The 26,175-nt window shown below is 70.7% G+C and carries 29 protein-coding genes; 17 read left to right on the top strand and 12 right to left on the bottom strand.

The genetic code is table 11. From position 1 onward, the window contains the following. Window positions 1–14: 14 nt before the first annotated feature. The 6 genes from ACWCSU_RS32685 (at window position 15) to ACWCSU_RS32660 (ending at window position 3,670) form a co-directional block, all read left to right on the top strand. Complete coding sequence (locus ACWCSU_RS32685) at window positions 15–833, top strand: alpha/beta fold hydrolase (protein ID WP_449940105.1); 819 nt, start codon at window positions 15–17, stop codon at window positions 831–833. Further along, entirely contained in the window at window positions 830–1,288 is a 459-nt protein-coding gene (locus ACWCSU_RS32680) for a GbsR/MarR family transcriptional regulator (protein ID WP_364092818.1), read from the top strand. Before ACWCSU_RS32685 ends, ACWCSU_RS32680 begins: the two co-directional genes overlap by 4 nt. A gap of 33 nt (window positions 1,289–1,321) precedes the next feature. Next, a complete protein-coding gene (locus tag ACWCSU_RS32675; protein ID WP_449940104.1) occupies window positions 1,322–2,413 on the top strand; it encodes a serine/threonine protein phosphatase in 1,092 nt (363 codons plus the stop codon). Between the two features lie 68 nt (window positions 2,414–2,481). Continuing rightward, on the top strand, window positions 2,482–2,694 hold the full coding sequence (locus tag ACWCSU_RS32670) for a hypothetical protein (protein ID WP_357709071.1): 213 nt from the start codon (window positions 2,482–2,484) through the stop codon (window positions 2,692–2,694). A 185-nt stretch (window positions 2,695–2,879) separates the two neighbouring features. Beyond that, window positions 2,880–3,353 (top strand): hypothetical protein, encoded by a 474-nt coding sequence (locus ACWCSU_RS32665; protein ID WP_357709068.1) that lies wholly within the window; start codon window positions 2,880–2,882, stop codon window positions 3,351–3,353. Then, window positions 3,353–3,670 carry a winged helix-turn-helix domain-containing protein gene (locus tag ACWCSU_RS32660; RefSeq protein ID WP_364092812.1) on the top strand — a complete coding sequence of 106 codons (318 nt, stop codon included), beginning with the start codon at window positions 3,353–3,355 and terminating at the stop codon, window positions 3,668–3,670. Before ACWCSU_RS32665 ends, ACWCSU_RS32660 begins: the two co-directional genes overlap by 1 nt. A gap of 22 nt (window positions 3,671–3,692) precedes the next feature. On the opposite strand, the gene ACWCSU_RS32655 is transcribed toward ACWCSU_RS32660, so the two are convergent. From ACWCSU_RS32655 to ACWCSU_RS32645, 3 genes are all read right to left on the bottom strand, one after another. Continuing rightward, on the bottom strand, window positions 3,693–4,688 hold the full coding sequence (locus ACWCSU_RS32655) for an RNA polymerase subunit sigma-70 (protein ID WP_449940102.1): 996 nt from the start codon (window positions 4,686–4,688) through the stop codon (window positions 3,693–3,695). A 94-nt stretch (window positions 4,689–4,782) separates the two neighbouring features. Then, window positions 4,783–5,775, bottom strand: coding sequence for a zinc-binding dehydrogenase (locus ACWCSU_RS32650; RefSeq protein ID WP_449940101.1), 993 nt, complete (start codon window positions 5,773–5,775; stop codon window positions 4,783–4,785). 119 nt (window positions 5,776–5,894) lie between these two features. Further along, window positions 5,895–6,371: an anthrone oxygenase family protein gene (locus ACWCSU_RS32645; RefSeq protein ID WP_449940100.1), complete on the bottom strand. Its 477-nt coding sequence runs from the start codon at window positions 6,369–6,371 to the stop codon at window positions 5,895–5,897. Between the two features lie 112 nt (window positions 6,372–6,483). On the opposite strand from ACWCSU_RS32645, the gene ACWCSU_RS32640 reads away from it, so the two are divergent. Next, window positions 6,484–6,714 (top strand): hypothetical protein, encoded by a 231-nt coding sequence (locus ACWCSU_RS32640; protein WP_449940099.1) that lies wholly within the window; start codon window positions 6,484–6,486, stop codon window positions 6,712–6,714. A gap of 114 nt (window positions 6,715–6,828) precedes the next feature. Here the strand turns inward: ACWCSU_RS32640 and ACWCSU_RS32635 are convergent, their stop codons facing one another. Then, window positions 6,829–7,008: a hypothetical protein gene (locus ACWCSU_RS32635; protein ID WP_357709051.1), complete on the bottom strand. Its 180-nt coding sequence runs from the start codon at window positions 7,006–7,008 to the stop codon at window positions 6,829–6,831. Window positions 7,009–7,140: 132 nt separating this feature from the next. On the opposite strand from ACWCSU_RS32635, the gene ACWCSU_RS32630 reads away from it, so the two are divergent. Beyond that, complete coding sequence (locus ACWCSU_RS32630; RefSeq protein WP_449940098.1) at window positions 7,141–7,653, top strand: hypothetical protein; 513 nt, start codon at window positions 7,141–7,143, stop codon at window positions 7,651–7,653. Between the two features lie 33 nt (window positions 7,654–7,686). Here ACWCSU_RS32630 and ACWCSU_RS32625 read toward each other — a convergent pair whose 3' ends face one another. After that, window positions 7,687–8,502 carry a CPBP family intramembrane glutamic endopeptidase gene (locus ACWCSU_RS32625; protein WP_357709048.1) on the bottom strand — a complete coding sequence of 272 codons (816 nt, stop codon included), beginning with the start codon at window positions 8,500–8,502 and terminating at the stop codon, window positions 7,687–7,689. 51 nt (window positions 8,503–8,553) lie between these two features. On the opposite strand from ACWCSU_RS32625, the gene ACWCSU_RS32620 reads away from it, so the two are divergent. Then, window positions 8,554–9,411 carry a TetR/AcrR family transcriptional regulator gene (locus ACWCSU_RS32620; RefSeq protein ID WP_449940097.1) on the top strand — a complete coding sequence of 286 codons (858 nt, stop codon included), beginning with the start codon at window positions 8,554–8,556 and terminating at the stop codon, window positions 9,409–9,411. Between the two features lie 107 nt (window positions 9,412–9,518). On the opposite strand, the gene ACWCSU_RS32615 is transcribed toward ACWCSU_RS32620, so the two are convergent. Continuing rightward, window positions 9,519–10,925, bottom strand: a complete 1,407-nt coding sequence (locus tag ACWCSU_RS32615) for a serine hydrolase (protein ID WP_449940095.1) — start codon at window positions 10,923–10,925, stop codon at window positions 9,519–9,521. Window positions 10,926–11,366: 441 nt separating this feature from the next. Between ACWCSU_RS32615 and ACWCSU_RS32610 the strand changes: the two genes are divergently transcribed. After that, the gene (locus ACWCSU_RS32610; RefSeq protein WP_449940093.1) at window positions 11,367–11,777 is read left to right on the top strand and encodes a hypothetical protein; all 411 of its coding nucleotides are present in this window, start codon (window positions 11,367–11,369) and stop codon (window positions 11,775–11,777) included. Between the two features lie 225 nt (window positions 11,778–12,002). On the opposite strand, the gene ACWCSU_RS32605 is transcribed toward ACWCSU_RS32610, so the two are convergent. After that, the gene (locus tag ACWCSU_RS32605) at window positions 12,003–12,689 is read right to left on the bottom strand and encodes a cytidylate kinase family protein (RefSeq protein ID WP_449940091.1); all 687 of its coding nucleotides are present in this window, start codon (window positions 12,687–12,689) and stop codon (window positions 12,003–12,005) included. 284 nt (window positions 12,690–12,973) lie between these two features. Here ACWCSU_RS32605 and ACWCSU_RS32600 point away from each other — a divergent pair, with 284 nt between their 5' ends. Then, the gene (locus tag ACWCSU_RS32600) at window positions 12,974–13,186 is read left to right on the top strand and encodes a hypothetical protein (RefSeq protein ID WP_357709033.1); all 213 of its coding nucleotides are present in this window, start codon (window positions 12,974–12,976) and stop codon (window positions 13,184–13,186) included. 43 nt (window positions 13,187–13,229) lie between these two features. Here ACWCSU_RS32600 and rph read toward each other — a convergent pair whose 3' ends face one another. After that, window positions 13,230–15,836 carry a rifamycin-inactivating phosphotransferase gene (rph, locus tag ACWCSU_RS32595; RefSeq protein WP_449940089.1) on the bottom strand — a complete coding sequence of 869 codons (2,607 nt, stop codon included), beginning with the start codon at window positions 15,834–15,836 and terminating at the stop codon, window positions 13,230–13,232. A 438-nt stretch (window positions 15,837–16,274) separates the two neighbouring features. On the opposite strand from rph, the gene ACWCSU_RS32590 reads away from it, so the two are divergent. The 5 genes from ACWCSU_RS32590 (at window position 16,275) to ACWCSU_RS32570 (ending at window position 20,323) form a co-directional block, all read left to right on the top strand. Then, the gene (locus tag ACWCSU_RS32590) at window positions 16,275–16,445 is read left to right on the top strand and encodes a hypothetical protein (RefSeq protein ID WP_449940088.1); all 171 of its coding nucleotides are present in this window, start codon (window positions 16,275–16,277) and stop codon (window positions 16,443–16,445) included. A gap of 552 nt (window positions 16,446–16,997) precedes the next feature. Then, complete coding sequence (locus tag ACWCSU_RS32585; protein ID WP_357709027.1) at window positions 16,998–17,528, top strand: EF-hand domain-containing protein; 531 nt, start codon at window positions 16,998–17,000, stop codon at window positions 17,526–17,528. A gap of 52 nt (window positions 17,529–17,580) precedes the next feature. After that, on the top strand, window positions 17,581–18,651 hold the full coding sequence (locus ACWCSU_RS32580; protein WP_449940087.1) for an isocitrate/isopropylmalate family dehydrogenase: 1,071 nt from the start codon (window positions 17,581–17,583) through the stop codon (window positions 18,649–18,651). Beyond that, entirely contained in the window at window positions 18,648–19,412 is a 765-nt protein-coding gene (locus tag ACWCSU_RS32575) for a cysteine hydrolase family protein (RefSeq protein WP_449940085.1), read from the top strand. Before ACWCSU_RS32580 ends, ACWCSU_RS32575 begins: the two co-directional genes overlap by 4 nt. Then, window positions 19,367–20,323, top strand: coding sequence for an SAM-dependent methyltransferase (locus ACWCSU_RS32570; RefSeq protein WP_449940083.1), 957 nt, complete (start codon window positions 19,367–19,369; stop codon window positions 20,321–20,323). Before ACWCSU_RS32575 ends, ACWCSU_RS32570 begins: the two co-directional genes overlap by 46 nt. A gap of 652 nt (window positions 20,324–20,975) precedes the next feature. Here the strand turns inward: ACWCSU_RS32570 and ACWCSU_RS32565 are convergent. The 3 genes from ACWCSU_RS32565 to ACWCSU_RS32555 all read right to left on the bottom strand — a co-directional run bounded on the left by ACWCSU_RS32565 (window position 20,976) and on the right by ACWCSU_RS32555 (window position 24,240). After that, window positions 20,976–21,869 carry a Gfo/Idh/MocA family protein gene (locus tag ACWCSU_RS32565; protein ID WP_449940081.1) on the bottom strand — a complete coding sequence of 298 codons (894 nt, stop codon included), beginning with the start codon at window positions 21,867–21,869 and terminating at the stop codon, window positions 20,976–20,978. Between the two features lie 390 nt (window positions 21,870–22,259). Then, window positions 22,260–23,576, bottom strand: coding sequence for a hypothetical protein (locus tag ACWCSU_RS32560; RefSeq protein WP_449940079.1), 1,317 nt, complete (start codon window positions 23,574–23,576; stop codon window positions 22,260–22,262). A gap of 91 nt (window positions 23,577–23,667) precedes the next feature. Further along, window positions 23,668–24,240, bottom strand: coding sequence for an RDD family protein (locus ACWCSU_RS32555; RefSeq protein WP_449940078.1), 573 nt, complete (start codon window positions 24,238–24,240; stop codon window positions 23,668–23,670). A gap of 351 nt (window positions 24,241–24,591) precedes the next feature. Between ACWCSU_RS32555 and lgt the strand changes: the two genes are divergently transcribed. After that, a complete protein-coding gene (gene lgt / locus ACWCSU_RS32550) occupies window positions 24,592–25,428 on the top strand; it encodes a prolipoprotein diacylglyceryl transferase (RefSeq protein WP_449940076.1) in 837 nt (278 codons plus the stop codon). A gap of 14 nt (window positions 25,429–25,442) precedes the next feature. Here the strand turns inward: lgt and ACWCSU_RS32545 are convergent, their stop codons facing one another. Then, window positions 25,443–26,060: a DsbA family oxidoreductase gene (locus ACWCSU_RS32545; RefSeq protein WP_449940075.1), complete on the bottom strand. Its 618-nt coding sequence runs from the start codon at window positions 26,058–26,060 to the stop codon at window positions 25,443–25,445. Window positions 26,061–26,175: the final 115 nt, after the last annotated feature.

Genomic DNA, 26,175 nt, shown 5'->3' with positions numbered 1-26,175 from the left:
GCTATATTCAGAATATGGTGAATCTACCGTCGGTCCTGTCCCTCCACGGTTGCGACCTGCGTTACGCCGACAGCGGTGGTGACGGCGTGCCGGTGGTGTTCTCGCACGGCGCGGGGGCCGACCACGTGATGTTCGACGCCCAGTCCCGGTACCTGCGGGCGCGCGGGTACCGCGTCGTCACCTGGGACCTGCGCGGCCACGGCCTCTCGCGCCCGTCCGGCGTCCGCTTCACCGCCGAGCGCGCGATCGCCGACCTGTGCGCGCTGATCGAGCACCTGGCGCTGGAACGGCCGGCGCTCGTGGGCCAGTCCCTCGGCGGCAACCTCGGCCAGGCCGTCGTCCGGCGGCATCCCGGCCTGGCCCGCGCGCTGGTCGTCATCGGCGCCACGCCGAACACGGCGCCGCTGTCCTGGCGGGACCGCCTGCTGCTGCGGGCGGCCGCGCCGATGCTGCGGACGATCCCGGCCAGAAGGCTTCCGCGCCTGATGGCCGACGCCTCCGCGACCACCGAGGCCGCCAGGGACGACGCCCGGCGGGCCTTCGGCCAGGTGCCGAAGAAGGAGTTCGTGCAGGTGTGGCGGGCGACCGTCGGGTTCCTCTCCCCCGACCCCGGCTACCGCACGCCGGTCCCCCTGCTCCTGATCCGCGGCGAGCGGGACACCACCGGCAACATCGCCTCGGCCATGCCCGGCTGGGCCCGGCTCGAAGGCGTCGATGAGATCGTCGTCCCCGGCGCGGGCCACATCGCCAACCAGGACGCCCCGCAGGCGGTCAGCGAGGCGATCGACACGTTCCTGCGGACGATCCCGGCGCCGAGGCAGGCACGGCGATGAGCGAGCGGCACGCGTTCGTCACCTCGGTGGGTGACCTGCTGGCCTCCTGGAACCTCCCGCACGCGACCGGGCGCACCTACGGGCTGCTGCTCCTCACCGAGGAGCCGATCTCGCTCGACACCATCGCCGCCGAGCTCGAACTGAGCAAGGGCGCGGTGAGCACCGCGGTACGGCAGCTCGATTCCTGGGGACTGGCCAGGGTGATCCCGCAGCCCGGCAGCCGGCGGCTGCTGGTCGAGGCCACCGGGGGGATCGAGTCGCTGCTGGAGGCGAGCCAGGCGCGGGCCAGAACCCTGATCGCCGCCCTGCGCGAGGGCGAGACTCTGGTGAACCCCGGCCCCGCGCAGGAGCGGCTCCAGGAGGTGATCGGGTTGTTCGCCGGCTATGTCGACGTCGGAGGCCGGATGCTGGCCGGCTACCGGGAGCGACGCCCCGGAACCGACGCGGCGGGGTAGCGTCTGACCCACGAAGTCGATCAAGGGGGCCCGGTGGCGGAACGGTCGGACATGTCCAGGAACGCGCGGGCCGGCAGGTACGGCGACGTCGCGACCGCGCTGGCGTTGCACAGCGACAGGCGGCTCGGCCAGGCGCTGGAGCAGGCCCGGGTGCTGGGCTCCGGCATCGGCGGCACCTCGGCGCTGCTGGACGTCGACGGCGTGCCGGTCTTCGCCAAGCGCATCCCGCTGACCGACCTGGAACGCGGCCCGGCCAACGTGCTGTCCACCGCGAACCTGTTCGAGCTGCCGCCGTTCTGCCAGTACGGGGTCGCCGCCATCGGCGCCCCCGGCTTCGGCGCGTGGCGCGAGCTCGCGGCCGCCGTCATGACGACCAACTGGGTGCTGGCCGGGCACAGCCCGGCCTTCCCGCTGCTCTACCACTGGCGGGTGCTGCCGGGCGCGCCGCCGCCCGCCGACGAGCACGCCGACGTCGAGGCGGCCGTGGAGTACTGGGAGGGCTCCCCGGCGGTGGGCGAGCGGCTGCGCGCCCTGGCCCGCGCCTCGGTCTCCGTCGTGCTGTTCCAGGAGTACATCCCGCACGACCTCGACCACTGGCTGGCCGCCCAGGTCGCCGCCGGTCAGGACGCCGCGACGGCGGCGGCCGTCCTGCTCGAATCGCGCCTGCTCCCCGCCGTGGCCTTCATGAACAGCCGCCACCTGACGCACTTCGACGGGCACTTCGGCAACATGCTCACCGACGGCGAACGCCTGTACATCGCCGACCTCGGGCTGGCGACCTCCTCCCGGTTCGACCTGTCCGGGCCGGAGATCGAGTTCCTGGAGCACAATCGGACCCACGACACCGCGTACGCGATGGCACGGCTGGTCAACTGGCTCGTCACCGACATCTGCGGGGTGAAGGTGCCGCCGGACGGCGTGCCGGAGGAGCGCAACGCGTACATCCGCGCGTGCGCGGAGGGCGCCGACCCCACCGGTGCGCCGCCGGCGGTGGCCACGATGATCCGCCGGTACGCCCCCGTGGCGACGGCCATGAACGACTTCCACTGGGACTTCTACGGCACCAGCCGGACGACGGCGTACCCGGGCGAGAAGATCGAACGCGCCCTGAAGGCGATGCCCTGACCCCGGCGCGCCGGGCTGGGCCAGGGTCCCTGGTGACGGCCCGGCCGCGGGTGTCATACCGTCACATCATGGACGAGCACCGCCAGAGCATCCCCGACGTTCTCCGGCCCGTCAGGGACGCCGCCGCGGCCCTGGGAGCGGACTTCCCCGACCTGGGCGCCGCGCTGCGCGCGTTGCGGCAGGTCGAGGTGGAGGTGGAGCTGGCGACCGATCTGCTGATGCGGCAGTCCAACGCGCAGGCGAACCAGGACGCGAGGCCACTGGGCGACCCGGCCTCCTGACCGCCACGGCGAAGTCGAGGTTCGTGCCCCCGGTACCCCAGGAACGCAGGTCCACCTGCAGGCGATCGCGCGCCTCCCGGCCCGTGCGGTCCGGCCGGCATGTGACGCAGCTACCACTTTCCCGTGAGGAAAACAGATGGTACTTTCCTTACAGGAAAGCAGTAATCGACCTCCGGGAAGACCCCATGAACCAGCACGACGCCCAGTTCTCACTCGACGACATCCACCGCCTCCAGGACAGGACCCGGAAGCAGATCGTCCAGCAGAGCTTCGCGCCTCCGCGCGTGGCCGTCTCCGCGCTCGGCCTTTTCGGCACCCTGGCGGCCATCGATCTCCCCAGCCCCTGGCACTTCGTCGTCGCGGCGCTCGGGATGCTCGTGTACGTGGGCGTGGGCATCGTCTACGAGCACCGGGCCTCGGTCCGCCGGAAGGCCACCAGCATGGAGGTCCTGTTCCACGGCGGGCTGCTGGCCTACGTCATGGTGGCCTTCACCATCGGCCGGATCGTCGCGTTCACACTGTTCGACCTGCCGTCTCACGGGCTGCTGTCACAGTCCGTCGTGGGCGCGGTCGTGGCGGCCGTGGCGTACGTTGCGGCCACGCCCGTGAACCGCTCCGTCCTGACGTCGATCGTCCGGCGGAGCGGCGGGGCCGCCTGATGGATCCGCTCTTCGACGAGTTCCTGCACGTCCCGGCGCGGCTGTCGGTCGTGGCGCTGCTGGCTCCGGCCGAATGGGTGGACTTCGGCTTTCTCAGGGACTCGGTCGGCACCAGCGACTCGGCGCTGTCCAAGCAGGTCTCGGCGCTGGCCGCCGCCGGGTACGTCACCGTCCGCAAGGACCAGGACAAGCGGGCGCGGCGGACGTACGTGCAGCTCACCCCGCAGGGACGGCTGGCCTTCCAGCGGCACGCGGCGGCCCTGGAGCGGATCGTCGCCCTCGCTCGCGAGTCCGCCGACCGTCCCGCCGCCGGCTGACCGCGCGTCCGCCGCCGGCGGGTCAGTGCGTGAGCACGTCCGGGTATCCGAACGTCGTGACCAGGGCGGGATCGTGGAACTTGATCACGCGGGAGACGCCGGTGGCGGTGGAGGCCAGCACCACGACGCCGTCGGCCCGCAGCGCGCCGTCCGCGTCCCGGTGGTAGACGACGGCGGAGGGCTGGCCGTTGGCGGTGGTCGCGATCATCCGCCAGTCGCCCGGCGAGCCCAGCACGTACGCGTCGAGCAGGTGGAGGCATCTCCTCCGGCCTGACCGCCAGTCGCGGAACGGCGTCGCCTCCAGCGTGGCGTCCGCGCGCAGCACCTGTTCCAGCAGGCCGACGTCGGAGCGTTCGAAGGCCGCGATGTAGCCGTCGAGCAGCGCGCGGGCCCGCCGGTCGGTCGGTTCGAGCAGTTCCGCGGTCTCGGGTTCCAGCTCGTCGAGCCGGGCGCGGGCGCGCTGGAGTCCGCTCTTGACCGCCGCGGTGGTGGTGTCGAGGATCTCCGCGGTCTCGGCCGCCGAGAACGCCAGCACCTCGCGCAGGATGAGGATCGCGCGCTGGCGGGCGGGCAGGTGCTGGAGGCTGGCGATGAGCGCCAACCGCAGCGACTCGCGTTCGACCGCCACCGCGGCCGGATCGTCGGCGGGCGGGGCGATCCAGGCGTCCGGCAGCGGTTCCAGCCACGAGACCTCGCCCGGCGCGACGGGGCTCGGCGGGCGGTCGGCTCCGTCGTAGGGACCCGTCAGACCCGAGGGCAGCACCCGGATCGGGCGCGGCTTCAACGCCGTCAGGCAGACGTTGGTGGCGATCGTGTACAGCCACGACCGGATCGACGCCCGGCCCTGGAATCCGGAGTAGGACCGCCACGCCCGCAGGTACGTCTCCTGCACCAGGTCCTCGGCGTCGTGCGCCGAGCCGGCCATGCGGTAGCAGTGTGCCAGCAGCTCCCGGCGGAACCGCCCGGTCTCGGCGGTGAACCGGTCCTGATCCGGCGCGGCCCGCGGATGCGCCGTCACGCCGCGAGCCTACGGGTGTCATGGCCCACGTTCCAGGGGCGGCGCGGGCACGCTCCCATGATCACACCTCGTCCAGTCGCAGGATCATGCCGGCTCAGGGCAGCAAGGCCAGTTTGCCGACGGTGGCCCTGGCCTCCAGTTCCGTGAGCGCCTTCGAGCCGTCGGCCAGCTCGTACGCGGTGGGCAGGCCGGGGACGAGCACGCCGGCCGCGATCAGCGCGGACAGCTCCCCCATGATCTCGCCGAAGATCTGCGGTGCCGCCTGGATCAGCACCCCGACATTGAGGCCGACGACGTGGACCTGGTGCCTGTACACCAGGTCCCAGTTCGTGATCGGAGCCTCGCCGCCCGCGACGCCGTAGACGACGACCCGGCCGGTGACCCGCTTGGCCGCGGCCAGGCCGTCCTCGAAGGCGGCGCCGCCGGCCGACTCCAGCACGAGGTCGGCGCCGGAACCACCGGTCAGCCGCAGCACCTCGGCGGCGAGGTTCCCGCCGCGGGAGTCCAGGACGTGGTCGGCTCCCAGTGCCAGCACCGTCTCGTGCTTGCCCGGCGATGCGGTGGCGATGACCGTCGCGCCGTAGTGCTTGGCCATCCTCACCGCGGCCTGGCCGGTCGCACCCGCCGCGGCCTGGATCAGCACGACGTGCCCGGCGGCTACGCCACCCAGAGGCCTGAGCGCGGCCAGCGCGGTGGGCCAGTTCACGACGAGCCCCAGCGCCTGCTGCTCCGTCCAGCCCGAAGGCACCGGCGCCGCGGCAGCGGCAGGCAGCACCATGTACTCGGCGAAAGCGCCGTCCCCGATGCCGACGACCCGGTCCCCCGGCCGGAGGTCGGTCACCCCCTCGCCCACCGCGACGACCTCACCGGCGGCCTCGAAACCCGCCAGGTACGGCGGTCGGGGGCCGCCCGCGAACGTGCCGTGCGCCTTGGAGACGTCGGCGAAGTTGACCCCGGCGGCGGCGACGCGGACCAGGACGTCGCCCTGGCCGGGGCTCGGCACTGGCGCGTCGGTGATCAGGCGCATGTCCTGCGGGCCGTTGAGTGAGGTCTGCTGCAGCGCGCGCATGGTCGCGGGGATGCTCATTGGCGATCGGCTCTTCTTCGTCGGCGTACATGAGAGACCGGCCCGGCGTGCGGGCCGATCTCTCATGTAGACCCCGGCCACCGCGCAAAGGAATCGGGCCGCTCCCGAACGGCCGTGGTTCAGACGCGGTCGAAGGTCTGGACGGTGAGCAGGCAGACGAACGCCGCGAGCGCGAGCCCGGTCCGGACCAGGTGCAGGTTCTGCCATCGACCACGGATCTCCTGCCAGTCGGCGGGCAGGAGGTCGGGATCCCAGGCGTCCGCCCTCCGGTTGAGGGGCCCCAGGCCCGCCGGCGTGAGGACGACGGTGAGGATCACCAGGCCCGCCGGCGTGAGGACGACGGTGAGGATCACCAGGATCAGGGCGACCGCGCCGGCGCCGAAGGCGAACCAGCCGCGGCGCCACGACAGGGCGGTCACGACGATCAGAGCCGCGATCCCGGCCGGCAGCAGCGGAGGCACGGCGCGGCCGTGGTCGACGATGAGCGCCCGCCAGCAGCGGACGTACGCGGGGCCCGGCAGGCGAGCCACGGACGGGGCGAGCACCACGAAGGCGACGCCACCGACGTGCAGGCCGATCAGCAGCGTCGCGACCATCCTGGAGGCACCGAGGACACCCGCACCTCCTCCGGCGAGCAGCATCTGGCGCCGCCCCTACTCCAGCGTTCTCCGCCAGGAGCAGGCCGAGGCGGCCGGCGACGCCCGGCCCGTGCACCGCGTCCTGCGCGCGGCCGCCGCCGCCTCTCCGACCGACGCGGGGCTCCAGGAGGTTCTGGCCGACATCGAACGTGAAAGGCCGAAGGGCAGCCACGGGCCGGCCCACCGCCTGCACGCGCTCGGGGCCCTGCGTCCGGACCTCACTCCGGCCAGAGCGGCCGACCAGATCTACGTCCTCACCTCGACGGAGAACATCGAGAAGCTGACCGAGGTCTGTGAGTGAGCCGAGACCGAATACCAAGAATGGCCCTCACCGCCACCCTCCTCCACTCGTGACGATCACAGCCACACGATGAAGCCGCCCTCCTCGCACAGAGGGGGCGGCTTTCTGCTTGGTCTACAGGTCCTTGCACCACATCCACTTGCCTTCGATGTAGCACTTGTACCAGCCGTCGTTCGCAGGATTCCACGCGTAGGCGGGAGTGCTCGTCATGCTGATCGTGAACACGGTGGAGACGGACAGCAGGACCAAGGCCATCGCCCGGCGCATGCCCCGGGCCGCGAAGAGGTTTCTCATGCCGCTCATGAAACAGGCCACCACTTGGGCTGCTCTTAACACCCACTCGCGCCCGACTTGGCGACCGCCGGCGAGCTCGAAATGAGCATCGTGGATGGATGCGTCGCTGAAGCATGCCCTTACCGTTGAGAGGTGCAGAAGGCGCTCACGTATCTGGATCAGACATTCATCAACTTCCGTGAGTTCCCCTTCGGTGATCACGCATATCGCTGGGTCGACATCAAGCGCTTCGGCGTGTCTCACCCGGACGTCGGCGACGCCTGCCTACTGACCGAGCTGATTGGCCACGAGCAGTTCCGGGACGACTACGCCGGAGGGGGAGTCAAGGTCGACGGGCTTCGCCACGGCCCCTACTGGCTGCGGAACGTGACCCCGACCGCATACGGGCACGTGGACGAGATGACCGCGAGCGCCCTTCTGCGCGACTGGGCGGCACAGTTCGGCCCCCTTCCTGCGGCTCTGTCCGCCCAGCTGGACCACGAAGTTCATCCGCTGATCACAGGAGCCACCGACAGATACCGGCTCGCAGACCTCGGCCACGAGGCCTTTCACGACTGGGGCCCGGTTCACAGCGACTTTCACGAGCTCGTCCTCGTCGACCGCCCCGCCAAGGTCCTGTCGCTCCTGGTCGCCGCTGACGACTGAGCGCTCGACGACGGTGCGTCGCGTACGTGGGGCTCAACCTCGCCGGCCCTCGGGCTGAGTCGCGGTGGCCCGGCATGATGCGATGAACAGGATGCCCGCGGCGGCCGCGGCGGTGAGCAGGCCGGACGCCGTCGAGACGACGGGGTCGTCGTAGTCGGGGACGTAGGCGGCGGTGACATTGACCATCGCGTGCGCCAGGATCGCCGCTGACACACCTCCGGAGGCGTTGCGCAGGCCGAGGATGACCACGCGGCCCGCGACCGTACCGAGGAACCAGCCTCCGATCCAAGCCGCACCATGACCGGCCTGCACGAGCGGGATCACATGCCACGCGCCGCAGAAGAGCCCGAGGAGCAGCCCGGCTCCGGCCGTGCCGAACCGGCGTTGCAGCGGGTCGGAGGCGTAACCGGTCCAGCCCAGTTCCTCGCACGCGGCCGCCGCCAGCGCCGCGGCGAGCAGCAGCGGCAAGGCCGCCGGCGACGTAGGAAGGGTCGAGCCCGCTTGGCCGCCGAGCCACCCGAAGATCCACGAGAGGGCGCCGATCGCGGCCGGCAGCGATGCCGCGGCGGCATACCAGCGGGTTCGTCCCGCGGGCCGGTCGACGACGCGGGCCAGCAGCGCCGTGACGGCGCCCCGGCCGCCGTCACGGCGGGCCAGGATCGCGGCGGCCAGCACCGGCAGCACGAACATGGTCGCGCTCGCGGGCAGGTCGAGGGCTCCGATGCGGACGGCGGGCGACACCGCCCCCAGGACGTAGAACGGCACCGACAACACGGTGACGAGGACGAAGAACCGCACCGGGTGTCCGGTCCGGTCGCGCGGTGGACTGCTGGTCGCGGACATTCTCATGGATTCACCATCACAAGTTGAGACACGATATCCCAAGTACCATAGACTACGATGGTGACACGAGAGACCCCGGAGAGCGGCCTGGCGCGACGCCGCAAGCGACTGTCCGACGAAGAGACCGCACGGCGGATGCTCGACGCCGCGACCGCCACGGTCGAAGAGGCCGGGCTGACGGTGAGCCTGGAGCACATCAGCTTCGAAGAGATCATCCGGGACGCCGGCGTCGCCCGCAGCGCCGTCTACCGCCGCTGGCCGTACAAGGATCTGTTCTTCAGCGACCTGCTGCGCGAGCTGGCCAAAGGCGCCAGCCCGGCCATCACCGAGGCCAACCCCGGCGCGTCGCAGGCGGCGGCCCGCACCGCGCTCGCCCATCTCGGCTGGGCCCGCACGCCGGGTCTGCGCCGCGCGCTGGCCGCGGAGGTGCTACGGGAGGGCACGCTCGGCGAGTTCGGGATCTTCCACCGGTCATCGGCCTGGCGTACCTATCTCGCGTTGCAGGCCACCGTCCGCAGCCTGCCGGACGGTGACCTGCGCGCCGAGGTCCAGCAGGCCCTCACCGAGTCGGAACGCTCGATGGTCGCAGGCGTGGCGACCGCCTACTCCTGGGGGGCGAGACTGATCGGCCTGCGTCCGTGTGCCGGCGTCACATTCGAGACGGTGGCCCGCCTGGCCGTCGCCACATTGCGCGGGCTGATCCTGATGGCCCCCGGCAATCCGGAGATCGTCACCCGGCGGTTCCAGGCCAATCCGTTCGGGGCGCCCGAGCCCGCCGAATGGTCGGAGCCCGCGCTGGCGATCACGTCCGTGGTGCTCGGCCTGCTGGAAGCCGACCCCGAGGTGGAATGGACCGACGAACATGAGCGCTCGGTCGCGGCTGCTCTGCGAAGCGGGCGGTGGGCGGCGAGCTGACAGCCGCCGCGCGGGGGCCCGGCCGGGACGGGCGTCTGATCAGAGGTCGTCGCCGGTCAGGCTGCCGGGTACCACGGTGCCCTGACCGGCTCGGTTTGACGGCGGGGTCAGCCGAAGCGGCGCTTCTCGTACTCGTCGATGGCCTTGCCCAGCTTCGCCAGGCGCTCAGTGAACCAGACGTTCTCCGCGCCTGTCGCGGGACGGTTCGGGTCGACGTACTGGTAGCCGAGGTTGGAGAACAGGGCGACGACGTACGTGCGGCCGCCCTTGCCGGGCAGGGCCTTGACGATCCCCGCGTCGGCGCCGGAGTTGTTCACCCAGCCGTTCTTGTGGGCGTAGGTCACCTCGGCCTTCTGGTCGCACGGTCGCACGTCGCGGCCGTAGGAGATGCCCTGGCCGGGAACCGTCACGGTGCCGTCGGCGCCGAGCCACCGCGAGGGCGTGAGCTGCGGGATGCCGGGGGCGGGATAGTCCGCGCCGCACCAGTTCGTGGTGGAGAAGGTGACGTTCATGCCCTGCTCGGCCAGCCTGCTCCTGAAGAACGTGCGGGAGGCGTCGCTCAGGACGTCGGCCGTGACCGCGGTGCCGCCCGGGGTCTTCCACAAGGTGCCCGCCCCGCCGTTGACCAGCGTCAGCAGCTTCGCCGTGTCGAGCGACGTCATCGTGACGGGGTTGCCCCATCGCGCGCCGTTGTCGGGGTTGGTGTTCTTGAGCTGGAGCGTCTCCAGGCCGAGGTCCTGGAAGGTCTGGTTGAGGCCGTTCACCGCGCCCTTGTCGTGCAGCAGCTTGACCATGGCGCAGGCGGAGGCGTTGGACGACCAGGTGAGCGCGGCGTCCAGGAAGTTACGGACCGTGTCGCTGCGGGCTGGGCCGCACAACGAGCTGACCGTGACCGGCTGGTAGGCGTAGGTGTCGTCGAGCGAGATCTGGCCCGCGTCCACCAGTCGCAGCACCCCGAAGCCCACCATCAGCTTCAGGACGGAGGCGGGGTAGGGGCTCATGAAGTCGATGGCGGCGTTCTCGCGGCCCGGCACGATGTCGATGCTGCCCTGGCCGCGGTTGGCGTACCAGCCGGCGTCGTCCCACTGCCTCCAGCGGACCGCCGAAGTACGCAACTTGTCGTCCATCGGGACGATCTTGCCCTCCGGGTACTGCGGGCTCATCAGCACGGTGCCGGAGGACAGGGGGCGGCCGAGCCTGTCCAGCTCGATGACGGTCAGGTCGATCTGCGGCTGCTGCGTGATCGGCGCGGCGGCCGCGGCGGCCGCGCGCAGGTCCGCCTTCTGCGGGACCTGCTTCGCCTCCTTGGCGGCACCCTCCCGCCGCAGCGTGTTCAGGTCCGTCGCACTCGTCGGCGGGCTGGTATCCAGGACCTGCTCGAACTGCTGACGGCCGAGCGCCTGTTGCAGGAAGTGCGCCAGCACGCTTCCTGAGCTGTTGTCCTCCTCCGCATTCGCAGGGTTCGACACGACGAGGCCACCCAGGAGCACGGCCGTGGCGGCGAGCCCGGACATGACTCGCCTCGGACGACTTGTTGATCTAGTCAGAATCACAAGATCACCATAGTCAGAAATGATCTCTGTTATGCGGTAGTTATGGAAGATCTCACAATAAGTCACGACTCGTGATCATCCGATCGCCGGCGGCGATGCCATCGGACTCGCCGGCCTGCACCACGTCACACACGTAAACAATCCATTACTCTCCGTGACAGTCGTGCAGTCTGCGCCATACGGTATGGATCAGCCGATAGGGCCACTTTCGCTGGACGGTGCTTCGCGAAGCGCCGTCCGCCGAGCCATCCCGGCCCTTGGGCGATTCGCCATGTTCAAGTCTTTGCGGTCGACGCGGCCGCACCCTTCCTGGCCTTTGACGTGCAGCAGGCGCCAGGAGGCGAACAGTTCACGGAGGACACCATGAGACGCGCAGCCCTTCTACGAGGTGCCGCCATACCGATGCTGGCCACGGCACTGCTGATGGGAGCCGCTTCCGCGGCCCAGGCGGCGACCGGCGGTGACGGCGACGGCGGCGGAAAGGGCCCCTGCCCGCACGCCTGCCCACCGGGACGCCCCGGCCCTCCCGGACCGCCCGGACCTCCCGGACCGACCGAGCCGACCCAGATCATCCGGACCCCGCACACGCTGACGTCCGGCCTCAACACCGGCACCTCGACCTGCCCGGCGGGAACCGTCATCACAGGCGGCGGACTGGTGACGCCCCTCGGCGGCAACAACCTCACCGTCCAGGTGTACGAGTCCTTCCCCTCCGCCGAGAACACGTGGACGGTGTCCTTCAACAACTCGGCGGGCACCACGGGCACCTACACGGTGTACGCCATCTGCATCCCCGTGACCCCGACGACCTGAAGCCTCCTGGCACACGGACACGGCCAGGACGGTCATGAGCGGGCCACACCGCCGCTCGACGTCACATCAGGCCGGCCATGACAACGGGCATGGGCGCCACCCCACTGAGGTGGCGCCCATGTCGATGGGGCCTCCTGCCCTGGACGTGCGACGCGCGCAAGGCGAACGTCGTCCACGCCGACCGGTAGGCTTTTGCACCCCATCGCGGCGCCCTCCAGGCCGATCTCAGTGTGGTCGGACGTCCCAGGCCGGCCGTTGGATCTGATCGTTGTACACGATGATGTCGGCGTGGTCGGTCGGGCGGGCTGTGGCGAAGTAGAGCTGCTGGGAGGGGATATAGCGGTTGTGCCAGGACCGTTCGATCACGGCGGTGTCGGCGGAGGAGCCGGTCAGCGCCGCGGCTCGGTCCCGGGCACGATCCACCGTCTGCTCGAAGGGGACGGACACGAAGATGCGCAGGTCCCACCGGTCGACGAGTTCCGGACGCAGGAGGAAGACGCCGTCGAAGAGCAGTACGGCGTCCGCGGCGGCGGTCATGGCCGGCGGTAGCGACTGAGTGTCGCTGTCCCTGTCGTAGACCGCGTGCCGGAACCTCCGGTCTCCGCCCGGGCCCAGCGGATCGAGCAGGACCCGGCACAGCGCGGCGTTGTCGTGGGCGTCGAAGTAGCAGGCTTCGGCCGAGTACCGGCCGCGCCGGTAACGCTGTGCACTGGGGAAGAGGAAGTCGTCGATGCACGCGCGGACGACGTCGCGGTCCTGCGCCCGCAGGACGACGGCGAGCTCGTCGGCCAGGGTGGTCTTGCCGGCGGCCGGCGGTCCGTCGATGGCGACCCGCAGCGGGTGCGCGATCGTGACGGACCTGACCGCCTCGGCCAGCCGGCTGATGAGCTCGCCACGGGTGCCTTGTTCCATTGCTGCCTCTCTCGTCCACCGTCTGCGGAGAGCCGACCGCGTGAACACCTACGCCACGGGCGAACCCCCTTCCAAGCAGGATGAAGGAAACAACCCCGCGAGGAACGATCCTCAGCCCGTCCCGCCGCCCCGGTGCACCGCTCGCCACGCACGCTCGCCATACTGCAGGAGGCGCGCGGTGAAGAGATGAAGATTCACCCGGCACCCGCGCCGGCCTGATGCTCCGGCACCGCCATCGGCCCGGAGCACCAGCGCCACGACATCCACGACGTCGGAAGGCCCTGATGACAGCCGACCAGCCCATCTGCTGCCCCACCTGCAAGGGGGTCCTCCCCGGACGGCAGCGCAGCGACTACACGGCCGCCCGCGGCCGCCTCGTCGTCGTCAACGGCTACTGCCAGGGCCGCTGCCCCGCCCCCGCACCGCCGCCCCGCATCCAGGTTCCCGCCGAACAGGCCGGGGGCGTACGGCAGCCCGAGAGCGTACCGGCACTCTGACCCCGGAGCGCCGAGGCCGCGTCGAGGTCGGACGGCCGGTCGTTCAGCCGAGGATCTCCACGTACCCGTCGGTCCCGTGAACGCGGATCCGCTGCCCGTCCCGGATCAGCCGGGTGGCCCCCTCCACCCCCACCACCGCCGGCAGCCCGTACTCACGCGCGATCACCGCTCCGTGCGTCATCAGGCCGCCCACCTCCGTCACCAGTCCGGCGATGCCCACGAACAAGGGGGTCCAGCTCGGGTCCGTGTAAGCCGTGACCAGGACGTCTCCCGCCTCCAGGTCGGCCCGCGCCATGTCCGTCACCACCCGGGCACGGCCCTCGACCGTCCCGGCCGAGACCGCCAGACCGGCCAGCGCGCCGGGCGGCGCGTCCGCGTTCCGGTACTGGCCGGCGAGCACCTCGCCGTCCGACGTCAGCACCCGCGGCGGCGTGAGCGTCTCATAAGTCCGGAAAGCCTCCCGTCTGCGTAGAACGAGCTCGCCGTCCGCCTCGCCCGTGCGCACGACCTCCCGCAGCTCCTCGAACCGCAGGAAGAAGACGTCCTCCCTGTCCCGCAACGTGCCCGACCTGACGAGCCGGTCGGCCTCCCGCAACAACGCCTGCTTGTACGCGAAATAGCGGCAGACCATGCCGTACTTGGGATACTCCCGATATCCCGCGAAAGTCCGCACCCGCTCGATCATCCGCCGGGTCTCCTCGGCCTTGCTCTCCCCGTCGGGCAGGGCACGCAGGCGCGTCAGCAGCTCCCGCTCCTTGCGCAGCGACTCCTGACGTCCCTGCTCGAAGCGCCGGGCACCGGCCCCCGGCTCGAAGTTTCTGACATTTCCGAGAATGGCGGGCACGAGCATGGCGGGCCGCTCGCTCCACCGCGTCCTGGTGATGTCGATCTCCCCCGCGCAACGCATGCCGTACCGATCGAGATACCCCCGGACGGCCTCGCCCGCCTCCCGCCCGCCGGGCAGCTCACCCAGCTCCTCCAGGAAGCCGTCGCCCTCCCGGCCCTCCTCCGCCACCCGGCGCAGGAACGCCACCACCTCCGGATGCGGACGGATCGCGTCGGCCACGTCCAGGAGCGCCAGCCCCATCTCCGACGTGACATTGTCCGGGACGGACTGCGTGAGCACGTCGGCCGCGTTCTTCTCCCCCAGCCACGTCTCCAGGTGATCGTTCAGCCACCAGGCCGCCTCCATCCCCGCCATGATCGCCTGGAAGCTGCGCGGACCGAACAGCAGCCGCCTCAGCTCCTCGATGTCGGCGAGAATGAACTCGAACAACGCGGGCCCGGACAAACCCTCGATCGTGCGCCGCAGAGTGGCCACGGACGCCTGACCGTCCCGGACGAGCTCGGCGACCACCTGCGGATCGGTCTCGATCGGCACCCGCGCGGCGCCGGCGGGCGCGACACCGGACTCCTCCTCCGGAACCAGGCGCAGGAAGTCACCGCGGTCCACCACCGTCTGCAGCGCGTCCCGGATGAGCGGATCGGACTTCCCCAGGGTCCCGATGAGGTTCGCCCGGCCGGCCGACGTCGCCAGGACCGGAGCCACGTCCACGAACAACCGCCCGCCCGCCTCCGCCATCGGCCGCGGCGTCGTCAACTGCCACATGGACAGTCCCAGCGGCTTCATCGCGTCCGTCATCATCTGCTGATGGCCGACGGAGACGTAGACGTGGTTCTCCTCGTCGCCGGCCACCGGAACCGGGAACAGCGTGGTGATCGGCCGGCTCTGGACAATATGGAAGTCCTCGCCCGTCAGACACCACTCGATGTCCTGCGGACAGCCGAAATGCGCCTCGATCCGGCGGCCCAACCGCACCAGCCGAACCACCTGGGCATCCGTCAGAGCCCGCCGCGCCCGCCGCTCGGCCTCGACCGGCCCCTCCTCGGTGCCGCCGCCGGGCGACGCCCGTACCCACCGCGCCTTGGACCCCACCGACACGCTCACGACCTGGTCGTCACGGACCGTGTAGACGTCCCCCGACACCACGCCCGAGACCAGCGCCTCCCCCAGCCCCCAGCCCGCCTCCACGGCGGCGAGCTTCCGGTTCGACGTCACCGGATCGGCCGTGAACAGGATCCCCGCCGCGTCCGGGAACACCATCCGCTGCACGACCACGGCCATGCGCACCCTGCGGTGATCGAACCCGTTACGACGCCGGTAGACCACCGCCCGCTCGGTGAACAGCGAGGCCCAGCACCGCCGCACATGCCTGACCACCTCCGCCAGGCCCACGACGTTCAGGTACGAGTCCTGCTGACCGGCGAAGGACGCGGTCGGCAGGTCCTCGGCCGTCGCGCTGGACCGCACCGCGCAGGCAGCCTGCTCCCCGAGCCGGCCCAGCGCCTCCCCGATCGCCGCCACCAGCTCGTCGGGCACCGCCGCGCCCTCGATGACGGCACGGATGTCCGCGCTCAGCGCACGGACCGCCGCGTGGTCGTCCGGGTCCACCCGGGACAGCAGGTCGAGTTCGGCGTCGAACGACGGCGCCGCGGACACGACCCGCTGGAAGGCGTCCGTCGTGACGCAGAAGCCGTCCGGGACGCGGACGCCGTCGATCCGCGCGAGCTCGCCCAGAGCCACCCCCTTGCCGCCGACGTCCGCGAGATTCGTCGAGCCGATCTGCCCGAAGCCCATGACGTAGCCCAATTTCCGTCGCTCCATCCTTCGTCGGAGTTGGTTCGCACCGGGCAGTATGAAGGACTTTCCGAGGTCTCATGAGGCGCGCGGATCAGATATAGAGTGAAACTGAGGGGGTCCCCCGGCGAACGGTTCTCTTCAGGGGTCGGCCCCTCCTTCACACGGGCCGCGAGGCACGGGACGGCCTTGAGGGCGTGCGGTGCGCCTCGATCCGGCGGCCCAACCGCACCAGCCATACCACCTGGGCATCCGTCAGAGCCCGCCGCGCCCGCCGCTCGGCCTCGACCGGCCCCTCCTCGGTGCCGCCGCCGGGCGACGCCCGTAGAAGATGTCGGCCGCGCCGGACCTGCTGTTGTCGTCGTCCTGCCAGGTCGAGATGGACCACTGGTCCGCAGGCCGCGTCGTGCTGGTCGGCGACGCCGGTCACTGCGCCGCGCCGACGCCGGCATGGGCACCTCCCAGGCCCTCATCGGCGCCCACACGCTCGCCCCGCGGCTGGCCGAGTCGGACGGCGACCACGGCGCCGCCTTCACCGCCTACGAGCGTCAGGTCCGTCCGTACGTCACCGCCAACCAGCGGCACGGGCGGGAGGCGGCCAAGCTGTTCGGAGCCGGCTGAGGCGGCACGTCGCCGCCCGTCCCGTCGAGGCGCCGGGCGGCCTGCGCACCGCGGACTTCGTCCTGGACCACGTGCGAGGCCACCGCGGAGGCCCGGGACGAGCCGTCGGGCCCCGCTCGGCGAGAAGCGGTCGCTCGACGATGTCCGCCGAGCGGGAACGTGCCAACCCCTCGACGCGACGCTGACGACGACGTCCCGGCGCCTGACGATCACAAAGGCGCAAAGGTTACCCCCAATCGGGACGCTCCTCCCCCCGCCATCACGCCAAGCAATAAAAAAGTAGCCACCGAGATAGGAAAAGCTGGCGTCCCCGAATCGGGAGTCACAAATCCCCACATAACCGGAAATATCCCCAACTTACCGACACTCTTCGAGGGCGACGGGCGTAGAAATCACCTGACTTCTCCGCCTTTGTCGCCCAGCGAGGCTTTCCGGCGACTTATTCCAGATGATGGTTTTTGCGTTTCTCTGGTCGCCCAGGACCTGGTCACTCGCTGGTCAGGTTCCGTTATAGAGTCTGCACCCGTACCCCCCGGAAGAAAGGTGACAGGCATGCAAGACGCGGCCCTCGACCGAGTAAAACTGATCTTCACCCTGTTCGACGCCGACGGCACCGGTTACCTTGAGGTCGAAGACTTCGATCGTATGGCCAACCGCGTACTGGCGGCTTCCCCACGTTCCACCGAAGCCGCCAAAAGCGCAATCAGTGATGCTTTCCGCCGTTACTGGACGACCCTTGTCGAGGAGCTGGACCAGGACAAGGACGGGCGCATCAGTTTCGAGGAGTACTGCGCGTGCGTGCTGTCCCCCGAGCGTTTCGACGACGCGCTGACCGACTTCGCCGACGCGCTGGCCGAGCTGGGTGACCCCGACGGCGACGGCCTCATCCACCGCACCGACTTCATGGCGCTCATGACCGCCATCGGCTTCAAGCGGCGCAACGTCGACACCCTCTTCGACGCGTTCGGCCCGTCACAGGACGACCAGGTCAAGGTCCCGGTCTGGGCCGAGGGCATCAAGGAGTACTACAGCCCCGAGAAGGCGGACATCGCGGGCGACCTCCTGCTCGGCGAGTCGAGCTGACGACCGACACGAGCCGATGCGTCCGGCCTTCGACGACGAAAAGGGAGCAGTAGTGGAACCAGTCATCGGACTTGCCATCGGCCTGGGAACGGGCCCCGAGCTCGCAGACGTCTTCGAGCGGGTGCTGGGCGGCATCGCCGACGTCTGCGGGGCGAAGGTCGCCCTCACGCGCTCGGAGCGGATCTATCACTCCTACGTGTCCCTGAAGGCCGGTGCCGAGGCCGAGAGGATCCGCGAGAGCACGCGCGAGGACGCCGACCACTACACGCAGTTCTGCCGCACAATGGCGGCCTCCGGCGTCCGCGCCGTCTTCCGCACGGCGATCAACGCCCAGTCGCTCTACCTGGTCCGCCAGCGCCTCCAGGCGGTGAAGATCGACGCCATCACCGCGCCCGGGGCGTCGCTGCTGATGGTCAGAGACCAGGCCCAGGGCTTCTACACGGGCGAGAACGTGCATCTTCCCGGCGCGCTCGTCCGTACGATGACCTTCAGCAAGGAGATCACCGAGAAGGTCATCGCCCTGGCCGTGCGGCGGGCGCGGCAGGAGTGGCCCGACGGCCACATCGACGAGATCGTCATGGCCTACAAGTTCCACCTGCTCGACGGGGCGCTCGACGAGTGGGTGGCCGAGAGCGCCGCGCGGCACGGCGTGCAGATCGGCCTGTTCCAGCCGGACACGGTCAACCGCAACCTCATCGAACGCGGCCCCCGCCCCCGCACGGTGATCATCGCGGGCAACGAGTGGGCCGACATCATGCACGTGGTGCTGCTCGACCGCTTCGGCTCCGAGCGGCAGGAGAACCGCTGCACCGAGAACGTCTACCTGCATCCCGACGCGAGCGGCCTGGTCGAGTACCAGACCGTGCACGGCTCCGCCGACGACCTGGCGGGCACCGGCAGGGTCAACCCGACGGCCACCATCCGTGCCGCGGCGACCATCGCCGAGCGGCACGCGGGGTGCGCCGGAGCGGTCCGGATGGTCGAACGCGGCCTGACGACGCTCGACCACCACGGCATCGCCACCCCCGACGCCGGTGGACGACACTCCACCACCGCCGTGGTCGACGCCCTGCTCGACGCGCTGGAGCCGGTGGCCCGGCCGGTCCTGATGGCAGACTCATGACCGTCGGGCAGCACCGGCCCACCCCGGTGGCCGACGAGCATCTACCCGCCCCGGTGGCCGACGAGCACCGCGGCGCCCCCGAGCGCGCGGCCCTGGTCGTCGTCGACCTGCAGAACGACTTCTGCACCGGCCCGACCGCCCGCGCCCGGTACGCCGGTGACCTGGCGACCCTGGAAGCCGCCGTGACGAACACCGCCAAAGCCCTCGAATCGGCCCGAGCCTGCGGCATGGACGTGGTCTTCGTCCGGTTCGTCGGTGACGTCGAGCATCAGGGGCCGAGCTGGCGGCGGCGCGACCTTGAGCAGGGCAAGGCCCTCAAATGCCTGGAGGGCACCTGGGGCGCGCAGTTCCACAAGGTCGCGCCCGCGCCCGGGGAGCCGGTCTTCACCAAGTGGGCCTGCTTCGACGCCTTCCTCAGCGAGGGCTTCGAACGGCACCTGCGCGGGCGCGGCATCGCCCGCCTGGTGTTCGCCGGTCTCTACACCGACGTCTGCGTGGACACCACCGCCCGCACCGCCTTCCAGAAGGGCTTCCACATCACGGTGCTGACCGACTGCACCACCGGCCGCTACCTACCCGACGCGGAGATCCTGCGCTTCATGGCGGCCCTCTACGGCGCCCACCTCGCCTCCCACGACGCCCCCGGCTCGTGGATCCCGGAACAGGAGACCGCCGCGGTGCCAGCCGCCGGTCGAACGGCCCGAGAGGAGAGCACGTGCCGGACAACCGACAGCTCGAAATCGAGCACGGCGTCGGCCTGACCGCTCTCATGGTCGCCGCCGCGCGCGCGATCGAGACCCATCGTCCCGACTCCCTGGCCGCCGATCCCTACGCCGAGCACTTCGTACGCGCCGCCGCGTCGTCGGCCGCCTGGCCGACCCGTCCGCAGGACGTGCCCGATGGTGACGCCAATCCCCTTTGGGGAAGGTTGGGGCGCTACTTCGGTCTGCGTACCCGGGTGCTCGACGACTTCCTGTCGCGCGCGGCTAAGGCGGGCATCCGGCAGGTGGTCCTGCTCGGCGCGGGGCTCGACACGCGGGCCTTCCGGCTCGGGTGGCCGCCGGGACAGGTCGTGCACGAGATCGACCGGGCGGGCGTCCTGGAGTTCAAGGAGGACGTGCTCGCCTGCCTCGCCATGGAGCCGTCTCCCCCGGTTCCGGTCGTCCCGGCGGCCCGGCGCCGGGTGGTCGCGGCCGACGTGGGCGACGACTGGGCCAGGTCGCTGGTGGCCGCGGGCTTCGACCCGACCGTCCCGGCCGCCTGGCTGGCCGAGGGGCTTCTGCTCTACCTGCACCCGGAAGTCGAACGGCGGCTCCTGCGGACCATCGACGTCCTGAGCGCCGAAGGCAGCGTCCTGGCCTTCGAGGCCAAGCTCGGGCTGGGGACACCGGCGGTGCGCGGCGGCCCGATCTATGCGGCGGCCAAGGCGCAGATCGGCGTGGATCTGCTCGCGTTGTTCGACGGGAATCCGCGGCCTGACTCCATCGGGCTGCTGAGGGCACGGGGGTGGTCCGCCACCGTGCACACTCCCTACGACTTCGCCCGCCGGCACGGCCGAGGCCCCCTCCCCGAACCGGACGACGCCTTGGCCACCAACCGGTGGGTGTTCGCCGACAAACCACGACAGAGCCACGTCTTGGGGGTGTCGGTACCGACGTTCCGGGACTGCTGATACCTGGAGCCGATGGTGGAGGGAAGCGGTCGTGGCGGTGCTGGCGGATTCGTGCCGAGTGGCCGCCTCGACTGGCCCAGGGATCTGTTGGATGGCGCCCTGAACCCGGCCGGGCGGCTGTCGGGAGGCGGCCTGAACCCGCTCATGCGGCTGTTTGGATGGCGGCCTGAACCCGCTGGGGTATCTGTCCGGGATGGCAGCTTGAACCTGCTGGGGGCGGTTGTCGGGATGGCGGTTTGATTCTGCTGGGGAGGCTGCTCGGACGGCTGTCCGGGAAGCCGGCTGCGGCGGCCGTCCGGGAGGCGGGCTGATCCTGCTCCGGTGGCCTGACCTGCTCGGGGAGCTAGGTGATGGCAGTGGTGGGGATGCGGGTGGGGTGCGGGCGCTCCTCGGCGTGGGCGACACACCACCGCCTCTCCCGCCGTCCGTCCTCGCGGCTTGTGTAGGGGCGGCGGCGCGGAGCCGCTGCGGCGGTGACGTACGCCGCGCCGACGTCGCCTCGGCTGGCCGCGCAGCTCCCAGCCGGTGGCGTGACCTCGGCTGTCGCATCGCCTTGAGCCGGATGGCCTTGCTACAGCCACCGCACCCGTTCTCAGCCGGGGGTGTGGCCTCGGCTGTCGCGTCGCTCTGGGGTGGGGCTGTTGGGTCGGGGTCAGTTGGTGGTGGTGTGTTCGCGCGCGGACACCAGGATTTCCAGGATTGCCAGGGTTTGGGCCCATGGCACCGGGTTGGGGCCGCCGTGCACCATGTTGAGGAATGCCTCGATCGTGCCGGTGTACCCGAGGGTCTGGGCCGGGTCGGGGCCGCCTTGGATCACCACTGACTCGCTGCCGTGCCGCCTGTGCAGCGTCACCGTGTACGCGTCGTCCTCCGACACTCCCAGGATCTCGACCGTGCCGACGATCCCGTTCGCCCACTGCAGCGCCAGCACGCCGGTGTCCTCCGAGCGCAACGTCCGGTAGTGCCTTCTGGTTCCGGCGGCGCCCACCAGGCGGACGTCCGGGCCCAGCAGGGCGACCAGCAACTCCACGCCGTGGATGCCTATGGTCACCATCGTGCCGCCGCCCTCGCCGGGCGTGTCCTGCCAGGCGTTGTAGCCGTCGGCCCACTGGCCCACGTCGTGCCGGATCGTCGCGCGTACCGACAGCACGTCCTGCGTGTCGGGGCGGAGCGCGGCGAAGGCGGGTGCGAAGCGAATTACGGAACCCGACATCACCCGCTCGTGCACCGGCAATCGGCGCAGGGCGTCGAGCTGCTCCCTCGTCGCGGCGGCGGGCTTGTTGACGAAACAGGGCGCGCCGGTCTCCAGCACGCGTTCGAGGACGGCGGGCACCTGCGGGTTGGGCACTGTCAGCACGACTCCGTCGGGCTCGGCCGCCAGGAGCTCGTCGAGGTCGTTCGCCACCTTCGCGTCGGGGTGCTCGTCGGTGAAGCGGCGCAACCGATCGGGGTCCGGCTCCCAGACGGCCAGCTCGGCGTGGCGGGTCAGGGTGCGGGCGTCGGTGTACGGATGGCTGGTGGCGAGCCCGGCGAGCGCGATACGCACAGCTTTTGTCTCCGAGTGGGTGATATTTCGGGAAATGATCCCCATGATGTCAGTGTCCCCATGCGCGTCCCTCGCGAAGGTCCGCCGCGAACGCGGCACCTGGCGTAACACGACGAACCGCGGGTGGAGGCAGCGCCCCGCCGGCGCGGCAGGGGCTCCATGGCTACGCGGTCTTCTCGAAGGGGGCCGGCGCCGCCCCCTTCGAGAAGACCGCGCGTTTGCTCGACGGTGAGCGTCCTTGTCGGGTGAGGATCTCGGTCGCCCGCCGCTGGTCGCCGGCGGCGCCCTTGCCACGGGTAACGTCACGGGCAGACAGGCATCGGCCCGGTCGGCGACTGCGAGTCCGCCGGGTCGTCCCGGGTCGAGGAAGGAGGCCGGCGGCGGGCGGAGTCAGTCTCCGCGGCGGTACCGGGAATCGTCGAAGAAGGCACGAAGCCGCGGATCGTGCTTCTCCACGGCACCCGGATCGACGATCCAGAACGCGTACGCCTCCGCGAACAGCTCCCCGTACGACGTCCGCGCGTACGGGGTGAGGTCCGTGCCCACGTTCTCCTTGCTCACGAACGTGACGAAGTTCCGCAGGCACGGCGTGATGTCGCGCCCCTGCGGCGTCTTGTACTTCGCCCGCCAGCGGACCTCCAGGATCTGCGCGTCGCACCACCGGACGACCTCCTCCCGGAAGCTCCGCCAGGCCGCCTGGGTCACCTTGCTCGTCACGTCGTTCTTGAACCGGACGAGCGCGTCCTCCTGCTGGTACGTCCCCTTCTCACCGTCCACGATCCACTCCTGGACCTTCTCGATCGCATCGCACAGGGCGTTGTACTCGGCCGTGGCGGCGGAGTTCGGGAGCTGGGCGCCGAGCCGGTTCAGCGCGTCGTTGTCCGTGCGGAGCTGGACGGCCTCCGTCACCAAATCCTGCGGGACGCGTTCGGGCGAGCGGTACCGCTGCCCGCCGGTGCTCTCGACGGCCCAGGCCGCGTTGTTCCGGGAGTCGGTCCGGCACGGGGCGCTCTCCACGGCGTGACCGACCTCGTGCAGGATATCGCGCACGCTCGGCGGGCAGGCGCGCGAGGTGACACCGCCGTAGAAGCCGATCTCGTCCTCCTGGAAGATCGCGTCCGCCAGCTTGAGCGTGCCGAGCGACCCGGTCCACGGGCCTCTTTCGTAGGAGAACCTGCCCTTGTTGTGACCGTCCGGGCCCGTGAGCGTCCCCACTCGCTGGATCTCGACGCCCTGCAGCGCCGGACGGTCGGCGACGGGGACGAGCCGCAGCGCGTCGTGCAGCCTGACCAGCTGTTCGGCGGTCCAGACGCCGGTGATCGCGGCGAGGCCGTAGGTGTCCTTGAGCGACTGCTTCAACTGGGCCGGATCGCGGCTCGGCGGCTCGACACCGGCCGGCATGCCGCGCCCGGCCAGGGTCGCGGTCGCGTGGCCGTTGTCGCCGTAGGTGAGGATCACCTGTCCGACGGTGGTGGCCGTGAGGGGCATGATCTGGTGATTGGTCTGCTTGCTGTACGGCTGTGGGGCGTACGCGGCGAGCAGCCACGTCAGGGCGTGCCGTTCCGGTTCGGTCAGGGCGCCGTCCGGGAAGGTGACCTCCGTCGAGGCGAGGCCGCTCGTCTTGACCATGGACGCGGCGACGTCGGCGTTCAGGGGCTGCGGTAGTCGCAGTCCCTGCAGTCTCACGAACGTGTAGTCGATTGGCATGGGGCTTCTCCTCCTGGTGCCCGCACCCTGCTCGGGTGCCCTGCCCTGTCCTGGAGACGCGCCGGACGGTGCTTGATACGGCCCGACGCCTTTACAATGTAGATTCATTCATTCGGACGAGATCGACGGGGAACACGAGTGCCCGGACGGCGGCCCCGCGGCCGCCCGGCCAGTGCCCCGTGACGTCGGAGACGACGCGGAGGCGCATCAACTGCTTGCCGAACGTCCGCCCGGGCAGGACGTACAGGAACATGACCACGACGGCGAGCAGGGGTGTCGGCTCGTCGAGGCGGAGCCAGTTCAGCAGCCCGAAGTCCAGGCGGCTCAGCCCGGGCTCGAAGGCGGCCAGGAAGGTCACGAGGAACAGGTAGTCGATCGCGAAGGCCGCCGCCCGGCGACCGGTGAACCCGCCGGGAGCGGGATGCCCACCGGTCCTGGTGGCCAGCAGGACCAGCAGCGCGGAGAGCAGAAGGGCCGATTCGTACGGTCCGTAGGCGTTCAGCACGCGCGCGAACCATCTGTTGCTGAGGACGGGGATCATCGAGCATCCGTCGTCGGACATGTACAACGGGGTGAGCAGCCCGGCCACGCGGCGGCCGATCACGCCCCCGTTGCCGGTCCCGACCGACGCGAGCAGCCCGGTGAGGACGGTGATCGCGGGCACCCCCCACTGGAGGGCCGAACGGGTGGGAGCGGAGGCGAGACCAGGTCGATGAGCTCGAAGCGGAACCAGAGGGGCATGCCGATACAGCCGAGAACGGCGGAGGCCCCGCCCTCGGCCTGGTGCATGTCCCAGGTGGGATACGCGGCGGCGGTGAGCGAGGCCGGCCAGGCGAACAGGCTTAATCGTGACACGAATTTTTCGCCACACCCTGGCGCCGGCCTCACGGTCCGACGAGGCAGAGAGTTCCGGCCGCCGCGGACGTCGAGGCGATCGGATCACGAATTCGGCCGGAGTCTCGCGATCAGATGACGATGCCCGCCGGGCGGCTTTGCGTTGGCTAGCCTCACCGCCATGCCCCTCGCCTCGATTCCCAGCCCTTCCCAAGGAGTCTGGTATCTCGGATTCGTCCCGATCCGGGCCTACGCGTTGTGCTTCATCGTCGCCATCGGGTTCGGCATCTGGCTGAGCGAGCGCCGCTGGCGCGCCCGGGGCGGCGAGCGGGGCGCGATCGGCGACATCGCGATGCCCGCGGTGATCTTCGGGCTGATCGGCGGCCGCCTCTACCACGTCGCCGTCGACTGGCAGACCTACTTCGGCCCGCGTGCGATCAAGGAGCCGTACCAGGCGTTGTTCGTCTGGGAGGGCGGGCTCGGCATCTGGGGCGCGGTCGCCCTGGGCGGCGTCGGCGTGTGGCTGGCCTGCCGCCGGCGGGGGCTGCCCCTCGGCGCCGTGGCCGACACGATCGCGCCGGGCATCGCGTTCGGGCAGGCCATCGCCCGCTGGGGCAACTGGTTCAACCAGGAGCTGTACGGCAGCCCGACCACCCTGCCGTGGGGCCTGGAGATCGACCAGGCGCACGGCGGGCAGCCCGGCACGCTCTACCACCCGACGTTCCTGTACGAATCCCTGTGGGACGTGGCTCTTGGCTTCGCCCTGATCCTGGCCGGCCGGCGGCTGAAGCTGACCCACGGACGGCTGTTCGCCCTCTACGTCGCCGGTTACACCGCGGGACGGTTCTGGATCGAGGGCCTGCGGATCGACCCGGTCGGCGGGGTGGACCACGCGGTGACCCTGCTCGGCCTGCGGATCAACCAGTGGACCTCGATCGTGCTGTTCGCCGGCGCGCTGGTCTTCCTCTGGGCGACTCGCCACAAGGAGAACGAACCGGCCATGGAACCCGGTCGCTGAGAGCAGGGACGGCGTCAGCCGGTCGGGGCGAGCAGTCGTCGCAGGTCGGCGACCGGCTGGACCCCGGAGACCGGCGGGCGCCCGTCGATCACCAGGCTGGGCACGCCGGTGACGCCGTGCTCGGCCCCGCGGCGGCGGTCGGCGCGCACCTGGTCGGCGTACGCGTCACCGGCCAGGACGGCGGACACCTCGTCGTCGTCCAGGCCGGCCGCGCCGCCCAGGCGTCGCAGGACCTGCTCGTCGGCCACGTTGAGCCCTTCGGTGTGGTAGGCGTACAGCAGAGCCTCCATCACCTCGTCGGCCCGGCCGTGGTCGGCGGCCAGCTTGACCAGCCGGTGGGCGTCGAAGGTGTTCACCGGGCGGGCCAGGTGCAGGTTCAGCTCCAGGCCCTCCGCCGCGCCCAGCGCCCGGATGTGGGCGACGCGGGCGGGGGCCTGCTCGCCCCACCAGCCCGCCATGGCCTCGGCGGCGGTCGGGCCCGGGGTCCGGCCTTCCTCGGGCGCGAGTTCGTGGCCGCGCCAGATCACCTCGACGCCGTCGCGGGCGGGGTGCCCGGCCAGCGCGCGGGACAGGCGTCTTTTGCCGATGTAGCACCAGGGACACAGCACATCGGCGTAGATCTCAAGCTTCATGAACGTCCTGCCCAGGTCGGGAAATCACGGGGGTCCAGGACATCGTGCAATCTCAACCGCGGGGTCCGGGTGATCTGGTCGGACGTGTGCTCGGGCAGGGCGCGCAGCAGGGTGG

This window comes from Nonomuraea sp. NPDC001699 (assembly GCF_053596455.1).
This window is presented reverse-complemented; position numbering and strand designations above follow the sequence as displayed.

What these genes read in the sequence shown, in the direction of transcription:
- ACWCSU_RS32685 (WP_449940105.1), top strand. Translation starts at nt 15, where the DNA reads ATGGTGAATCTACCGTCGGTCCTGTCCCTCCACGGTTGCGACCTGCGT.
- ACWCSU_RS32680 (WP_364092818.1), top strand. Translation starts at nt 830, where the DNA reads ATGAGCGAGCGGCACGCGTTCGTCACCTCGGTGGGTGACCTGCTGGCC.
- ACWCSU_RS32670 (WP_357709071.1), top strand. Translation starts at nt 2,482, where the DNA reads ATGGACGAGCACCGCCAGAGCATCCCCGACGTTCTCCGGCCCGTCAGG.
- ACWCSU_RS32665 (WP_357709068.1), top strand. Translation starts at nt 2,880, where the DNA reads ATGAACCAGCACGACGCCCAGTTCTCACTCGACGACATCCACCGCCTC.
- ACWCSU_RS32660 (WP_364092812.1), top strand. Translation starts at nt 3,353, where the DNA reads ATGGATCCGCTCTTCGACGAGTTCCTGCACGTCCCGGCGCGGCTGTCG.
- ACWCSU_RS32650 (WP_449940101.1), bottom strand. Translation starts at nt 5,775, where the DNA reads ATGAGCATCCCCGCGACCATGCGCGCGCTGCAGCAGACCTCACTCAAC.
- ACWCSU_RS32645 (WP_449940100.1), bottom strand. Translation starts at nt 6,371, where the DNA reads ATGGTCGCGACGCTGCTGATCGGCCTGCACGTCGGTGGCGTCGCCTTC.
- ACWCSU_RS32635 (WP_357709051.1), bottom strand. Translation starts at nt 7,008, where the DNA reads ATGAGAAACCTCTTCGCGGCCCGGGGCATGCGCCGGGCGATGGCCTTG.
- ACWCSU_RS32625 (WP_357709048.1), bottom strand. Translation starts at nt 8,502, where the DNA reads ATGAGAATGTCCGCGACCAGCAGTCCACCGCGCGACCGGACCGGACAC.
- ACWCSU_RS32620 (WP_449940097.1), top strand. Translation starts at nt 8,554, where the DNA reads ATGGTGACACGAGAGACCCCGGAGAGCGGCCTGGCGCGACGCCGCAAG.
- ACWCSU_RS32615 (WP_449940095.1), bottom strand. Translation starts at nt 10,925, where the DNA reads ATGTCCGGGCTCGCCGCCACGGCCGTGCTCCTGGGTGGCCTCGTCGTG.
- ACWCSU_RS32610 (WP_449940093.1), top strand. Translation starts at nt 11,367, where the DNA reads ATGCTGGCCACGGCACTGCTGATGGGAGCCGCTTCCGCGGCCCAGGCG.
- ACWCSU_RS32605 (WP_449940091.1), bottom strand. Translation starts at nt 12,689, where the DNA reads ATGGAACAAGGCACCCGTGGCGAGCTCATCAGCCGGCTGGCCGAGGCG.
- ACWCSU_RS32600 (WP_357709033.1), top strand. Translation starts at nt 12,974, where the DNA reads ATGACAGCCGACCAGCCCATCTGCTGCCCCACCTGCAAGGGGGTCCTC.
- ACWCSU_RS32590 (WP_449940088.1), top strand. Translation starts at nt 16,275, where the DNA reads ATGGGCACCTCCCAGGCCCTCATCGGCGCCCACACGCTCGCCCCGCGG.
- ACWCSU_RS32585 (WP_357709027.1), top strand. Translation starts at nt 16,998, where the DNA reads ATGCAAGACGCGGCCCTCGACCGAGTAAAACTGATCTTCACCCTGTTC.
- ACWCSU_RS32575 (WP_449940085.1), top strand. Translation starts at nt 18,648, where the DNA reads ATGACCGTCGGGCAGCACCGGCCCACCCCGGTGGCCGACGAGCATCTA.
- ACWCSU_RS32560 (WP_449940079.1), bottom strand. Translation starts at nt 23,576, where the DNA reads ATGCCAATCGACTACACGTTCGTGAGACTGCAGGGACTGCGACTACCG.
- lgt (WP_449940076.1), top strand. Translation starts at nt 24,592, where the DNA reads ATGCCCCTCGCCTCGATTCCCAGCCCTTCCCAAGGAGTCTGGTATCTC.
- ACWCSU_RS32545 (WP_449940075.1), bottom strand. Translation starts at nt 26,060, where the DNA reads ATGAAGCTTGAGATCTACGCCGATGTGCTGTGTCCCTGGTGCTACATC.